Origin of the sequence: Leptospira mayottensis 200901116 (assembly GCF_000306675.2) — a bacterium.
GTDB lineage: Bacteria > Spirochaetota > Leptospiria > Leptospirales > Leptospiraceae > Leptospira > Leptospira mayottensis.
In genome coordinates, this window is the sequence record NZ_CP024871.1 from 2,990,001 (window position 1) to 3,003,873 (window position 13,873).

General features: G+C 38.0%; 13 protein-coding genes and 1 pseudogene. 6 read left to right on the top strand and 8 right to left on the bottom strand.

Annotated elements, in window-relative coordinates; genetic code table 11:
* Window positions 1–438: 438 nt before the first annotated feature.
* Window positions 439–696, bottom strand: a complete 258-nt coding sequence (locus tag LEP1GSC190_RS13605) for an LIMLP_16025 family protein (RefSeq protein ID WP_002746932.1) — start codon at window positions 694–696, stop codon at window positions 439–441.
* 132 nt (window positions 697–828) lie between these two features.
* Here LEP1GSC190_RS13605 and LEP1GSC190_RS13610 point away from each other — a divergent pair, with 132 nt between their 5' ends.
* A complete protein-coding gene (locus LEP1GSC190_RS13610; protein ID WP_002746801.1) occupies window positions 829–1,908 on the top strand; it encodes an SMP-30/gluconolactonase/LRE family protein in 1,080 nt (359 codons plus the stop codon).
* A 484-nt stretch (window positions 1,909–2,392) separates the two neighbouring features.
* On the opposite strand, the pseudogene LEP1GSC190_RS21180 reads toward LEP1GSC190_RS13610, so the two are convergent.
* The 7 genes and pseudogenes from LEP1GSC190_RS21180 to LEP1GSC190_RS13640 form a co-directional block, all read right to left on the bottom strand.
* Window positions 2,393–2,488, bottom strand: a pseudogene (locus LEP1GSC190_RS21180) (histidine kinase); the annotation flags it as partial.
* Between the two features lie 197 nt (window positions 2,489–2,685).
* Window positions 2,686–3,780 (bottom strand): IS110 family RNA-guided transposase, encoded by a 1,095-nt coding sequence (locus tag LEP1GSC190_RS13615; RefSeq protein WP_002744987.1) that lies wholly within the window; start codon window positions 3,778–3,780, stop codon window positions 2,686–2,688.
* A 139-nt stretch (window positions 3,781–3,919) separates the two neighbouring features.
* The gene (locus LEP1GSC190_RS13620) at window positions 3,920–4,570 is read right to left on the bottom strand and encodes an SGNH/GDSL hydrolase family protein (protein WP_002746871.1); all 651 of its coding nucleotides are present in this window, start codon (window positions 4,568–4,570) and stop codon (window positions 3,920–3,922) included.
* Complete coding sequence (locus LEP1GSC190_RS13625; protein ID WP_036047857.1) at window positions 4,567–6,057, bottom strand: ArnT family glycosyltransferase; 1,491 nt, start codon at window positions 6,055–6,057, stop codon at window positions 4,567–4,569. The genes LEP1GSC190_RS13620 and LEP1GSC190_RS13625 overlap by 4 nt, the downstream gene beginning before the upstream one ends.
* Before the next feature lie 26 nt (window positions 6,058–6,083).
* Window positions 6,084–6,419, bottom strand: a complete 336-nt coding sequence (locus tag LEP1GSC190_RS13630; RefSeq protein ID WP_002746854.1) for an STAS domain-containing protein — start codon at window positions 6,417–6,419, stop codon at window positions 6,084–6,086.
* Between the two features lie 65 nt (window positions 6,420–6,484).
* On the bottom strand, window positions 6,485–7,063 hold the full coding sequence (locus LEP1GSC190_RS13635) for a tyrosine-type recombinase/integrase (RefSeq protein WP_002764571.1): 579 nt from the start codon (window positions 7,061–7,063) through the stop codon (window positions 6,485–6,487).
* Window positions 7,064–7,647: 584 nt separating this feature from the next.
* Window positions 7,648–8,340, bottom strand: a complete 693-nt coding sequence (locus LEP1GSC190_RS13640) for a hypothetical protein (RefSeq protein WP_036037188.1) — start codon at window positions 8,338–8,340, stop codon at window positions 7,648–7,650.
* 556 nt (window positions 8,341–8,896) lie between these two features.
* On the opposite strand from LEP1GSC190_RS13640, the gene LEP1GSC190_RS13650 reads away from it, so the two are divergent.
* The 5 genes from LEP1GSC190_RS13650 to LEP1GSC190_RS13670 all read left to right on the top strand — a co-directional run bounded on the left by LEP1GSC190_RS13650 (window position 8,897) and on the right by LEP1GSC190_RS13670 (window position 13,837).
* Complete coding sequence (locus tag LEP1GSC190_RS13650) at window positions 8,897–9,181, top strand: LIC10235 family protein (protein WP_002620102.1); 285 nt, start codon at window positions 8,897–8,899, stop codon at window positions 9,179–9,181.
* A 159-nt stretch (window positions 9,182–9,340) separates the two neighbouring features.
* Window positions 9,341–10,000 carry a tetratricopeptide repeat protein gene (locus LEP1GSC190_RS13655; protein WP_420844311.1) on the top strand — a complete coding sequence of 220 codons (660 nt, stop codon included), beginning with the start codon at window positions 9,341–9,343 and terminating at the stop codon, window positions 9,998–10,000.
* Between the two features lie 48 nt (window positions 10,001–10,048).
* Window positions 10,049–11,266 carry a cyclic nucleotide-binding domain-containing protein gene (locus tag LEP1GSC190_RS13660; protein WP_002620196.1) on the top strand — a complete coding sequence of 406 codons (1,218 nt, stop codon included), beginning with the start codon at window positions 10,049–10,051 and terminating at the stop codon, window positions 11,264–11,266.
* 19 nt (window positions 11,267–11,285) lie between these two features.
* Window positions 11,286–11,972 carry a DNA-3-methyladenine glycosylase family protein gene (locus tag LEP1GSC190_RS13665; protein WP_002746744.1) on the top strand — a complete coding sequence of 229 codons (687 nt, stop codon included), beginning with the start codon at window positions 11,286–11,288 and terminating at the stop codon, window positions 11,970–11,972.
* Window positions 11,973–12,397: 425 nt separating this feature from the next.
* A complete protein-coding gene (locus LEP1GSC190_RS13670) occupies window positions 12,398–13,837 on the top strand; it encodes an SBBP repeat beta-propeller lipoprotein, LipL53 family (RefSeq protein ID WP_002746887.1) in 1,440 nt (479 codons plus the stop codon).
* Window positions 13,838–13,873 lie beyond the last annotated feature (36 nt).

Here is a 13,873-nt window from a genome sequence, read left to right on the forward strand (position 1 = left end):
GCCTCTCCCCGCAAATTTAGTTCAAGAAACGCATTCGAGATTTAAATTTGGATGTTTTTCTTTACAACAATGTTCGGCTTCATCAGTATTTAGAACTTTTTACTCCTCATTTCGTTTATCAAACAGTTTGATTTCTATAAACCTGATTTTAAGACTAACTCCTAACAACTACGTTTTATTACAAACTTATTGAATTGATTAGAATTGATTTTTTTCAGGATTTGGGTTTGAGACAGACTTTAAATTCTTTGGGAATAAGAATGAAAGGTTCAACACTTAGATATGAAATTTTCTTTGAGAGAACTTTTTTTTCCAAAACTCTGTGGTAGAAGTCCAAGAAAACGAAAGAAGAGCATAATTTCCTTTGATTCAATCTTTCTCTGGCGAAAATTAAAGTCCAGAGAACAAAGGATAGAACACTTCAATTTAACAAGGCTTTTACCTTTTGATAAAATGACTGAGGATGTTGTCCCGGATCTCCTCAAATCGAACCAATCCCCAAGCTAAATTGATTTTTAATTTCAGAGCGCTTTCGCTCATGTCCTTCTCTCCTTGAGTCTTTAATTGATCAAATCTTACTTCGATCTTTTCTTTACCTTGATTCAAGTCATCCACGAGTTTATCGAAAATTTCACGAGAAGTTTGAACAGCTCCAATTCCTACATTAATTATATCGTTTAATTTTTTGTTTTCCATACAATAACCTCTCAATTTACTCTTGAGGATCTCGATTGTTATTTTTATGCACTGCACAAAAATGGCAATTACTTTTTTCCTTTCTTTCTTATTTATCTTTGGATTTTCAGGAAGTTTAAAACCAAAAATAATATGAAACAATCCAATTTGCCAAAACAAACTGAAAAGCGTAAGAACTCTTTTCTTCTTTTTTTCAGGATAATTCCACTTTTTACCCTTAACTTTTTTTTGAATTGCGGTACAGAAATCAAATCTGTAGGTCCTTCAGGAGCCGATTGTATGAAAATCGAAGGACTCCCGGGTCCGGAAGATCTGGCAATTGATCGAGAAGAAAAAATTCTATATGTCTCAAGTCATGAAAGAAGAATTAAGAACCAACTCGGGAAAATCTTTACGATCGATCTGAAAAACCCTTCCGTTCCAACGGAACTTTCCGTGAAATATCCTCCGGAGTTCCGACCTCACGGGATTAGTCTTCTCAAGACCAAGGACACTTACAGACTCTATGTAATTTCTCATCCAAAATTCTACGAAGTTCACACAATCGAAATCTTCGAACGGAAAGGAAAAGAATGGTCGCATGTAGAAACTCTTACGGACCCATTACTCACCAGTCCCAACGATCTTTTTGTAGTATCTGAAAATGAAATCTTCCTTTCTAACGACCATGGAACCGGAGGAGTCCCAAGATACCTCTGGGACGATCTGTTCGGATTCAAGCGCGGGGAAATTTCGCATTACGACGGTAAAAACTGGTCCAACCTCGGAAATCCTCTTTCTTTCGGAAACGGAATTTTATACACAAAAGATTCTAAAGGAAAGGAATTCCTATATAGATCCGGATACTCGGATAAAAGCGTATTTCAATTTCCGATCCGAAGAGAACAGGGAAAGCCTGTATTGGAAGAACCCAAAAGAATTCACATTCATTCCTCCGGTCCCGACAACCTTGAGCTGGATTCCCAGGGAAGAATTTTCGTAGTCGGCCATAGTTCCACGTATCGATTTCTAAGACACGTGAAAAACCCGAACTACCATTCTCCGACTCAGGTGTTTCGAATTTTTCCTGACGGAAATTTTCAGGAAGTGTTTGCGACTTCAGGAGATTTGATTTCAGCCGGAAGCACCGCGGTTCCATTCGAGGGAAGATTATATGTAGCACAAATATTCAATCCGTATATTCTAAATTGCAAATATACTAACTCAGACTAAAAGCAGTTTCAAGATATTAAGATTTCCCACTGTAACCGATTTATTTTTACAGGAGTCCGGCGTAAGAATATTTTCTATTTGCAGAGGTTATCCCGCAAACTAACGTGAGCTCGGTGTAAGTAACTTGTCTCGTAAATTTAATTTTTCCATAAAAAAACTGATTACTCAGGAACTACTATAGAAGCGAAGATTTTACAAAAGTCTGATAAAAAATTTAGAGCTTTTACACTGCTCTTGTAAGCAAGGCCAGATTTTTACGCTTCAAATACCTATATTTTTATAGAAAAAATGAAAACACTTTCTTACACCGAACTCACATTAGAGCTTGTAAAACCTCAAAATATAGGAACCTCGACGAGAACTTAACGATTATAAAATATGCTCGAAAGCTCGTAAACTATCAAAAAGACGTAATTTGTGGGAACTTCTATATTTTATTACGAACTTATTGAATGATTGTAACTGATTTCTTTAAAGGTTTTTAAGACAAGCTCTGATATGGCGCCCCCATCCGGAGCTGTAAATATTTTTTCGCATTTTTTTTAATCACCCAATAATTTAACTCGTTAGAGAAAAGCATTCGCGACGATTGATCAGACTGATATTCGCGGGTTGGATACCGCAGGATAATCTATACATCGGGAGCTGTTCTTAGTCTTAAAACGAAGGTCAAATTTGAAATTCAAATTTGCTTCAACACTGAGCCAACAAGTATTCCTCCTTTATCGTACATCTTCTCTAACGAATTCAATTATTGGATGAAACATTACTCTAACTCTATGCAACCAGATTCATCGCCGCCCAAAGAAATCCGGATAACTCTCTTGAAACTGCCGTTATCATTACCTGAGGAGTTTTTCCTCTTTGCTGTAGATTACGAAACTTCTTGTGTAATCTGAGAGATGCTTTTTCCGCCAAAGCAACAACTAACGCAGGTTGTCCCGATCTACGTGCGGTTACAATCTTACTTCCTGTTCCAGGGAAACGATGTTGCCAAGCTGCTTCTGTCAATATTCTTCGAAGTCTGGGACTTCCTGTTTTTGTTATCCCTGTTTGTTTTCTTTTGGAACCGCTGGAATATTCTCCCGGAACAAGTCCTAAAAAACTCATGAACGAACCGGCTGTTTTGAATCGTTTGAAGTCACAAACCTCACAAAGTAAAAACATTGCGGTTAGATAATCCACTCCTCGGAAACATCTTAATATTCCTACTTTCTCTCGATACGGTTCACTTTCCGCTATCTCTTGTATCCTCTTATCCATCGCTTTTAAATTCTCTTCTTGAACTCTTACTCGACTATAATAGTCGTTAAACGTCTCTTGAAGGATCTCGTTGTTAAACTGTAGATTGTTCAACCATTTGTTATGACTGACTGTCCAATACTTTGTTGCTGAGTAAGTTATACCCTTTCTTAATAAGAATTTCATTAACCTTTGACGATTCCTTCCTAAATCCAAACGAAGGCTGTCACGGGATCTCAAATAATCTCTTACCGCTTCGTCCTCTTCACTCGGTACATGAATCGATTCTAATTCTCCACTTCGTAATAATTTTGCTAATTTGATCGCGTCTCTCTTATCCGTTTTGATCTTATCCGAGCTTTGTCTTGGTATCTTTCCGGGTGCTACAAGGATACAGTTCACTCCCAAAGACTTTAGATATCTGTAAAGTGGATAACCGGTTACTCCCGCCTCGTAACAACTATGTATCTCGTTCCATTCTGATTTTAGTTTATTGACGAACTTTTTGATCTGAACCTCATTATGTTTTATCTGCTGTTCTTTTACTATTTCCTTTGTATTGTTCGTTAAACACGCAATTCTAATCGTTTCTTTGTGGACATCCATTCCTACATATATTTTTCTTTTCATTACGTTCCTTCTGTTGGTTTTCTTGTTTTGTGGTAAATGCTTGCATCTAACCCACGGTTTTCAAGCCCAGAAGGGGCGCCATTTTGTCTTAATTTAAAGTCCGGAGTACACTTTGACAGAAATTCAAGATTTCTTATTATTATTTGATGTAGAGTTTGTGAATCACATCCGTATAGACGGTTCCCATTAATTCGTATCCGACTGGATTCGGATGAACAAGGTCCGTTTGCGAATACAAAGGAATCGTATTTTCTCTCTCTAAAAAAACGGACTCCATATCCGCAGTTGGATAGCGAGAGCTTAGCCCCTTCAGATACGAATTAATCTGCAAGATATTTGCTCTATAGCCGGGTTGAAACGTAGGCGGAAGAATCGTGACTAAGATCATTGCGTTACTACGAGATTGGATTAAGCTGAGGAGATTCTCGTAATTCTTCGGAAATTGGTCGATGGGATAGCCGGAAACATCATTCGTCCCCAATTCTAAAATTAAAAGATCTTGTCGTTCAGTCAAAGCAGTCCCAATCGTCTGAAGCCAAGCGGGAACGTATCTTCCTGAAACCGAATAATCAGTAACCGTAAATCGGAAGCCAAGTTTTTCTCTCAGTCCAAAACCGTCCGATTCTTGGGATAAAGAATCTCCGATGATCCCCACTTTCAAAAGCGGGCCCGTCAAAGGTAATAGAAACGAAAGTCCGTGCTGATCACTCTCCTTACCGACACAGGAAATCAATAAGAAAAATAGAATATTCTGAAATTGAAGAAATCTACGAAGCCAAAAAGAGTTCATTTTTTTTTCCGGAGATAAATTTCCGCCTGAGCGCGGATCAATTTTCGAGTCGTGGAAGGAGAAACGGAAACGTTTTTTTTATAAAAAGAAGACGAATTTTCCTTAAGATAATTTTCCACAGTATCATTCCGTTTCGTCCCTTCGCTGAAAACAAACGTATCGATGGAATCTAAAGTACCCGCAAACCTCTCCGAAGGAACCGGAAGTTCACCCGGAATAAATTCCAAAATTTTCTGATCCGGATACCTTTCCCTTAGATAAAAATACGGATCAGGAATCGCCTGAAGATAAACTTTCTTGGAATATCTCAATTCAGCCGCGATTTCTTCCGAAAATTTCTTTCCAAGATCGAACTCCGAATTGATAAAACCAACTTTTCGATATGCTAGAAACAAAACGATCAAATTACAAAATAAAAGCCCTGAACCTACGTAAATCACTCTCTTACGATCGGATTCTTCAAACAACATTCCACCTAATGCAGAAAGCGGAAGGGTAAGATACATCACGTAATAAAATTCGGTGGATAAAAACAAAAATACAAGAGTCCCAAAAATCCAAACAAAAAGAAATAAAAAGCGCTCCCTCAACAACCTTCGATTGATTCCGATTCCCATCAAAAGAAAAATGTAAAATAAAATCCTAACCCCCGGATTTTCATATCCTCCGATCAAAATCTTGATCTTCGTGAGGATGGAAAACAAAGTGAAAAGCTCCTTCTTCCTTCCGAACTGCAATCCGAACTGGAATAAAAACGAACTCCAATGAGGAACCAGCCAAATGATCCAAATCGCAAGGGGAAAGATCCCTCCGACCCAAAACAAAGACGTCGACAAAGATTTTCTTCTCCAAAGGAGATACAAGGAAGGAACTCCAAACACAGAACCGAACGGATGAGAAAGAAAAGACAGCCCAAGAAAAATTCCGGAAAACAAAGCTTCAACTTTCCCGACAGGTTTTGGATCCTCATCCAAAGCGGTGCGAACCAAAAGGAATAAACTTGCTAATGCGAAAAACAGACAAAGCATCTCCATCCTTGCCATCGTTCCCACTCTCAAAAATAATAGGTCCGTAACGAGCAACAAACCGGCAAATAGCGCGGACAACAAAGAAAATCCGATTCTAAATAAAATCCCGTAAAAAATTAAAATACAAAGCGCAGCAACTACAAGTGTGAATAAACGAAGTCCGACAATTCCCGGAAACACATACTTCATCCAAAGACCGCCGGAAAAAAAATACAACGGTGGCATCCACAAAGTCGTATCTTCCATTCCTGGAATCAAACCTTCTAAAACCCGAGTTCGAAGAGTTCCAAATTCCGCAAAGTCTTGCGAAGGGGAAAAAAATAAAACTTCGTCCGGCCAAACCGGAGGAAATTCAAGCCGATCGTTATATAAAATCCATACGAAAAGTAATACTAAAAGAGACGGCAATATCCAGGAAAGTGTTTTAGATGAAATAATAGCGAGCGTTTTCCGGGACATAAAAACCCGAATGGCAATCCCGGATTTTAAGCAAGAGAATCGAGCGCAGAACTTTCTGTTTCATAAACTTCAAACAGATCCAATAGTTCGACCACATCGAATACCTTTTTTACAGGAGGAGTAATGCAACAAAGCTTCAACTTTCTTCCCTGCTTTTCTAATTCCCTGACCATACCGACAAAGATACGGATTCCAGAGGAGGAAATGTAAGAAATATTTTCCAGGTTGATCAAAATATCACCCTGTCCGGACTGAACATCGTCCAGCAACTTCGCTTCCACCTCGTCTGAATGTCCGATATCCAGCCTTCCGTTGAGCGCCACCAGAATATGCTTACCAATCTTTTTCGTTTTGATTTCCAAAAAATGGCTTCCTTTTGGAGAATTAAACCTAAATTAAGGTTTCGGAATTCGTTTACAACTCATTTTTAAGTTCCAATATCTATAATTTCATCCAAGGAAAAACTTTTCACCGATCTGAACCTCGATTTTTTCCCGACCAATTTATAGACAGCGCGCCTCGTTTTCAATCCTAGAAATTCACCGATCAATTGAATCGAATCCCCTCTTGAGTGAAGTCGAATGGCTATCGTTTTTCGAATTTTAGAACAACTTACTTCGATATTCGTTTTACGTTTTAATTTTTCGAAAAATTTCTGAATCGTTTTAGGATGTAACTTCCCTTTTCTTCCCGGGAATACGTATTCCTCCGGAGTTTTACCCCGGGTCGCTCCGTAAAAATCCCTAAGTAAAAAAGGCGAAATTTTGAGGTAACGATCCTTTCTCCCTTGAAATCCGCGAACTTTCAATAATTTATTTTCCAAGTCAACATCACTACAACGTAAAGAAACCAGCTCTTCTGATTTTAATCCGAACATAATTAGACATCGAATCCATACAAAATGATTGGGATTGTTTCTACTCGCATCGGTGAGGAATCTTATTTCAAAATCCGTGATAATGTCTTTAAACTCGTAAATTTCCGAATTCCCTTTTTTCAAATTCATAAAAAGAACCATTCCTTTCAAATTCGACTTTATTTACCAATATCGCGGAAATAATGCCAACAAAAATTAACTTTTTTAACAAAAGCGAATAAATATTTTCAATTTATATAACACGTTTTATGAATATTCAAAAAGATTAAAATATTCTATTTCAGAATATCCAAAAACAGGTGCAAAATCTCAAAACATTTCTTTCTATCGATTGACATAAAATAGAAAACTTACAAAACAAACCGCATATAAAGAATTATAATTATAAATTAGTATATTTTAAAATTTGAAAATAATGCAGAAGGAAACTCCGAGAACATTGTTTTTTTATTATGAACTCATCCTACCACACAGAAAAGAGCCGCGCGGCTTTAGCACGAACTTCCGTTAGTCTTGGAAATTCTATGATACGGAAATCCGCAAAACCTTAAGAAAATCAGTTACAATCATTCCATAAGTTCGCAATAAAGCGTAGGAATTCGTATAAATTACGTTCCTTTAATGATTCATGAACTTTCTTACGGATTTTATTGTTGTTAATTAAATCCCGTAAGTATTTTTACATTTGAGGTTTTAGAAGAAGTGAAGAAGCCCTATTTTATTTCCACACGATTTAACTCGTCCAATTCCACTTTCCAAGATCGAACGATTTGAACCATTACGTCCAAGACCTCAGGTTCGGGCGAATCGTAAGAATCCGCGGCAAACGAATCCACGGTTTCAAATCCCTTAATTTGAATCAGGGAATTCTTTTCCATTTTCGCCCGAAACACTTCGAACTCTTCTATGGAATCTGTCGGAGAATTTTTCACATAATACGGTTTTACGATGCTTATCCTGAAACTTTCTATGGGAAGATTTTTGAGAGTCTGTAAGATCCGAAAGGATAATAAAGCCACTTCCAACTTCATTCTTTCCTTATATTCCTTCTGTCCCAAAAACGTAAGGGCAGTATTTCCTCCCACCGCAAGTGTTACTTTTACTGTGTCCATTTTATCCCCAGTAGGTGAAATACTCGGAGATATTTCGATTTCTTTCAAACGGTCGCCTAACAACAGGAACGACGTTTGGCGAATTTTTTCCTCAAGTGGAATCTCCCGATCGGATAATATCTTTTCAACTTGGTCTTTTACACTCGGTTTACAACCTATATTCACAATTAAAATCGAAAGTATAGTTATAAGACAAAAAAACCTATAGATAAACTTGAGATTTGAAGTAATTTGTTTTTGAGTTTGGAAGGAACTTCGATTCGATTCGTTCGAGAGCAATTGCAGATTCTTCATAGAAATCTCCTTGGTTTCTTTCAAAACATATCCGTTTAACCTAAGAGCCACAATCATTTTTTGCAAGCCTTTAGTCGTTTTTAAACTCAGATTTCTCAAATGATTGTTTGATTTCTTGTCAAAAGTAAACAGAGAAATCAATATCAAATCTATTCACCTTTCGTCTTGTTATACTATCCCGCAATCGAAACAATAAAAGGTTCATGACCTAATTACTTCGTTCTTATCTTGACAAGAATTTATTTCAAATGATTACGTTTTACTATGTCCTGCTTTAGTGACTCGTGAAATCTTAGCACAAAATCTGCCTTTTAGGCGCAATCTTATGCAGCGCTCAGTAGTTTCGATTTAAGTTGAAAAGACTTTTTATTGTTTAGATCATCGAATAGAAGGAACCTTTATAAATCCATCCCCGTTCAGATAAAACTTCCCTTCAAATCACGAATTGCAGAGATTTATCTATTTTTAATCCATCTTAGAGTGATTTTCTAAAAAAAGATTCAACGTTTATTTTTTTCTGTAATTTTAATTAGGTGATTTCGTCATAAATATGAGTATGAAACCGAAAAAAATCTCAAAAGACGATCTTGAATCCCTGATAACAGGCGTCAAATCCCAATCCATTGAAGCCGTAGGCAATTACTTATATAAAGGATTTAGAATACAAATTAGCAAATACAATCTGTCCGGCGCCGAAAGGGTTCAACTTTTATACCAAAAAAGAAGAAATAATGGCCTTTGTATCGTATGCGGAACGAAAGTCTCCAAAAAGAACCCTTCTTCCGGAAAACTCTACAGACTCTGCGAACGCCACCGCAAATCAATCGATCAGAAAAAGTAATCAACTTTTTCGAAAAACCTGCAGATAATTCTTTAGTAGGAGGCATATTTTTCCCTCCGGAGCTTTATTTTGCAGGCCAAAAGATTCTTCATTTTCCTTACAGTTTGTTACAAATCTCAAACACCTCCCTGTGGAAAAGTGATTCGAAACGACAACAAAATCAGGTTCCCGCTGCCAAATGCACACCAAGGAGTAATCTTAGAGGAAATCCGTAGAGAGCTACACACTCGGCTTAGGAAAAAAAATATCAAGTTTAGAAACGTTTTCCTCAAGCTTTTTCGGATAGAATTTTTGATTATTTTATCCTTAACCTGGATTCTCTTTTCCGGCTCTTTGAGTTCGGAAATCGGCCCTCTTCAGGAAACTCAAGCCGAAAACCTACTTAGGATCGCAGAAGAAGCTCATAAAGACCGAAAATTCCACAGATCCATCGAGGAAATTAAAAATTTCCTGATTCTTTATCCGACAAGCAAACTCAAATATAAGGCCTATCAGATTCTAAAAAACAATTACTCCAGGCTTGGCCGACCGGAAAAAGTCCTCGAAATCAATTTGCATCAATATTCTCAGGAACCGACCTCTTCTCAAGGTTTAAACGCATTTTTCGAAGTCGGTAAACTTTATCTCGAAATCGGGGAAAAGAACAAAGCGAAAGAAGTTTTCAAATCCATCTGCACTCAGTCCTTTTCCAGAGAACTCGCCGAAAAAGCATTCGTGGAACTCTCGGAATGGGATATTTTAAACGATTCAAAAACAGAAACGTCGGAATGTGGAGAAAATACTTCTTTTTTTCGAGATTCGGTTCCTGAAAACCGATAATGAAAACAGTTGAATTCTGATTTTTAAAAAAAATATTAACATAACAGCATGTCCACAGGCATCTTCCAAATCGTTAATTTCCAAAAGGGCTCCTATATTATCGTAGAGGGTAAAAAAGATTCTCCTAGTTTCTTTATTATTCGAGAAGGGAAGGTAAAGATAGGCAGAGAAAACCCGGTCGTCGGCGAAGATCCAAATTCCGTTCAAGGCCCAGGGGACTTTTTCGGCGTCGTCGCCGCTATGAGCCAACACGCCCAAATCGAATCCGCAGTGGCACTCACCGACGTTTCGGTGATCGAGGTGAGTTACGATCAATTCGGAACTCTCATTCAAAGAAACACTCCGGTTGCGATGAAAATCATCCGCTATTTTTCGATGAAACTTCGCCAATTCGACCAGACAATCACACGCCTAACATTCCGCTCCGCAGTGGAAGAAGATCCGAACGAACTCTACAACATCGGTGAAAACTACTTCAATCAGAAGAACAACCATCACGCCGCTTACGCATTCCAAAAATATCTTCAATATCTTCCGAACGGTCCGTTTGCTACTCAGGCAAAACTGAAATTACAAACGATGAATCAACCGATGCAAGCTCCCACAATCGATCTTACGAAGTTCAATCGTATGTACGCGGACAACGAGATGATCTTTTGTGAGCACGAACCCGGTAGAGAACTGTATATCATTCAAAACGGTAAGGTAAAAATCACAAAGATTGTGGATAAAAACGAAGTATTACTCGCGGTTCTTCAGAATGGAGATATTTTCGGCGAAATGGCGCTTCTTGATAACAAACCGAGATCCGCTTCAGCGATCGCATGGGGTCACGTCCAACTTCTCGCGATCAACAAGGCCAACTTCGAAGGGATGGTCAAAGCTCAACCACAACTCGCAACCCGTTTGATCACTCTTCTCTCCGAAAGAATTTGGACCGCTTACAAACAACTTGCAAACTTAATGATCAACGATCCTCAAGGTAGAATCGCGGATACTCTGTTGACTCTTGTAGAAAAGAATAGAATCAAGATAGCCCCGAAAATTTCGTATAACTTTGAAATCGGCACGAAGGATTTAATCAAAATGGTCGGTCTCTCCTACCCGAAAGACGAGAATCTGGTCCTAGATCTTTTGACTAAAAACAAATGGATCAAGCTTGATCAGGGTAAACTTAGCTGTACTGATTTAGTCGAACTGGAAAAGTTAGTCCATATTTATAGAAAAAAATCCCAAATGGAAAACAAACTCAAAAAAAGAGTATAACCCGTGTTTTCAAATCTGAATGCCTCTTCCAGATTCTTCTCAATTTCCCAATCCTAAAAAACGTTCTTCTTCCGTTTTAGAAGATAGGAATATCCGTCTTCAAAAAGCGTCCAATTGGCTTCGTAAAAAAGATTCAACCACAAAAAAACTGATCGATTCCATCGGACCTTGTAAATTACAAACCATAGGTAATCCTTATCAGGTTTTGATCAAATCCGTTCTGGGTCAACAACTCTCTGTTAAAGTTGCCCTAACCTTCGAACGTAGATTGATTTCTCTGGCAGGAAGTAAAAAAATTCCCTCTCCGAATCAGATTCTAATGATTCCAAACGGGAAATTGAAAAAGATAGGAGTTTCCCAAGCTAAGACAGAAACAATCAAACGAATCGCCGAAGCTTATTTAAATCGGGATATCACCGATTCAAAACTTCGTAAATTAGAAGATTCTGATGTTTTAAACCTTCTTTGCTCTTTTAAAGGCGTGGGGCCTTGGACGGCGGAAATGGTTTTGATCTTCGCCTTGGATCGTTGGGATCACTTTTCCATCAACGATCTGATTCTTAGAAAATCGGTGGAAAAACACTATGGAATTTCCAAGGATAATAAAAAGGAAATCCAACATTTTCTAATGAGTTATTCCCCCTTTAGAACGATCCTTTCCTGGTATCTTTGGACCGATATGGATGGCGGCGAAGGTTGGGGCTAAACCTGAAGAGAAATCATCATTGCTTAGTCGTCTTCCAATTACACCTCCTTAGAAAATTTCCAGTTTTTTAAACCGCTTTTTCACAGTTAAACGAGTAAGTGTTTCTACAATTCTAAAATTTTGGAACAAGTTCCAGAGGCTTTTTCAAAAACCATTACCTGAATATCTCTCCTCTGCGCCAATTCACCAGACATCAATTTGCAAGCTGCACCCATCTAACGGTATTTTAAACATCCCTTAAGAGATGATCACTTAAAATAGAGCACAAATTCTCCTGCTCAATCCACACAAACGACTTTCTTTCCTCATGTTCGCCTTTCTATCTCAAGTAGGATGAAGCTCCCTATTCCAAAAGAAATACATATGCAAAGCATTTATACATTTTACATCGGTATATACTAAATGACTCAATTTTAGAAAATATTATGATTTTTTTCCCCATTTTTCTTTTTGTATTTTTTCAAGCTTGTTATCCAACAGAAATAATCAACGTCTCCAACCCAGAAACTAAGGATTATTGGATACAGTTTTTACTTGGAAAAGAAGAGCAAATCACTACAACCGAACTCAAAGCTGAAACGGAAATCGAATTCGAAACTGAAACCTCCACCCAAAAGCCTTTTTCTGAAAATTTAAATTTCCCAGAATTAGAATGGACTTTGTTGATCGGAACGTCGGAGGCAAAAACCTACGGAAAAGGTCTCGCCATAGATAACGATGGCTTTATCTATGTTGCCGGAGATACAGATAAAGGTGTTTATAAAGCCGAACCGATTGGAATTCGAGATCTCATTCTTGGAAAGTATGATTCCAGAAAAAATACAATCTGGACCAAACAAGTCGGAGCTCCAAAAACAGAATTGGAAGTTAAAGATCTCGCAATCGATTCCAATGGAAACGTGTACGTCACAGGTGATACGAAAGATAGTTTTGCAAGTCCGCTTTCAGGCAAACGAGATCTATTTCTAATCAAATTCAGCTCGGACGGATCCCAGGTTTGGGTAAGACAAACAAGCAGCATAGGAAGCAATTATAACACAATTGTTAAAAAAATCGCTGTTGATACATTCGGAAATTCTTATATAATTGGAAATTCAACCACACCTTTGAAAGAATCTCCGATCGGATCCAGCGGATTTATCATCAAGTTTGATACAAACGGTAACCGTACTTGGGTCAAAGAGATTTCGATAAATAGATCCAATCCCCCAATTTATCTCGGTGGAATTACAATTGATGAGGTTAGGGATAGTATTTACGTGACCGGCTCAGGAAGAGCAAACTTTACAACCAATACCATTCTCGACCTTTTTATTTTTAAATACGACAATAGCGGTAATCGTCAACTCTTCGCTCAGCTGGGCTCCGCTTCCAGTACAACCGAAAGCTTCTCTCTCAGTGTGGATCCATCCGGAAACGTTTTTGTAGGTGGGATTAGTAATGGTAATTTCAAATCAGAAACCAAAAGCAAATCGAACTTTCGTGGACTTTTAGTTAAATACGATTCGTCCGGCATTCAACAATGGATTCAACAATTCGGTTCTACACAGAAAAAACAAACCATAATTACCGCAATTACAACTGATGCTAACGGAGATATTTTTACGACAGGCTATAGCAGTGAAAATATCACTGATGAAACAAACACATCGATAGAAAAAAACGATCTATTCCTGGCCAAATTCAATTCTTCCGGACAAATCGAATGGACTCGACAGATCGAAACTTCCAAAAACTTAATACTCAGTACCGGAATCGGATTCGACTTCCAAGGAAATCTCTATTGTTCCGGATATACGAGCCAAAGCATGAATCAAATTCCCAGAAAGGGACTTTATGATCTATTCCTCCTGAAATTCAAATAACTCTTGTCCCGATCCGATTTCTTTTCTGTTCAAAAA

Bases quoted from the DNA above. Each gene is read 5' to 3' on its own strand.
- LEP1GSC190_RS13635 (WP_002764571.1), bottom strand. From the start codon at position 7,063: ATGAATTTGAAAAAAGGGAATTCGGAAATTTACGAGTTTAAAGACATT.
- LEP1GSC190_RS13620 (WP_002746871.1), bottom strand. From the start codon at position 4,570: ATGAACTCTTTTTGGCTTCGTAGATTTCTTCAATTTCAGAATATTCTA.
- LEP1GSC190_RS13605 (WP_002746932.1), bottom strand. From the start codon at position 696: ATGGAAAACAAAAAATTAAACGATATAATTAATGTAGGAATTGGAGCT.
- LEP1GSC190_RS13640 (WP_036037188.1), bottom strand. From the start codon at position 8,340: ATGAAGAATCTGCAATTGCTCTCGAACGAATCGAATCGAAGTTCCTTC.
- LEP1GSC190_RS13650 (WP_002620102.1), top strand. From the start codon at position 8,897: ATGAAACCGAAAAAAATCTCAAAAGACGATCTTGAATCCCTGATAACA.
- LEP1GSC190_RS13670 (WP_002746887.1), top strand. From the start codon at position 12,398: ATGATTTTTTTCCCCATTTTTCTTTTTGTATTTTTTCAAGCTTGTTAT.
- LEP1GSC190_RS13660 (WP_002620196.1), top strand. From the start codon at position 10,049: ATGTCCACAGGCATCTTCCAAATCGTTAATTTCCAAAAGGGCTCCTAT.
- LEP1GSC190_RS13625 (WP_036047857.1), bottom strand. From the start codon at position 6,057: ATGTCCCGGAAAACGCTCGCTATTATTTCATCTAAAACACTTTCCTGG.
- LEP1GSC190_RS13615 (WP_002744987.1), bottom strand. From the start codon at position 3,780: ATGAAAAGAAAAATATATGTAGGAATGGATGTCCACAAAGAAACGATT.
- LEP1GSC190_RS13610 (WP_002746801.1), top strand. From the start codon at position 829: ATGAAACAATCCAATTTGCCAAAACAAACTGAAAAGCGTAAGAACTCT.
- LEP1GSC190_RS13665 (WP_002746744.1), top strand. From the start codon at position 11,286: ATGCCTCTTCCAGATTCTTCTCAATTTCCCAATCCTAAAAAACGTTCT.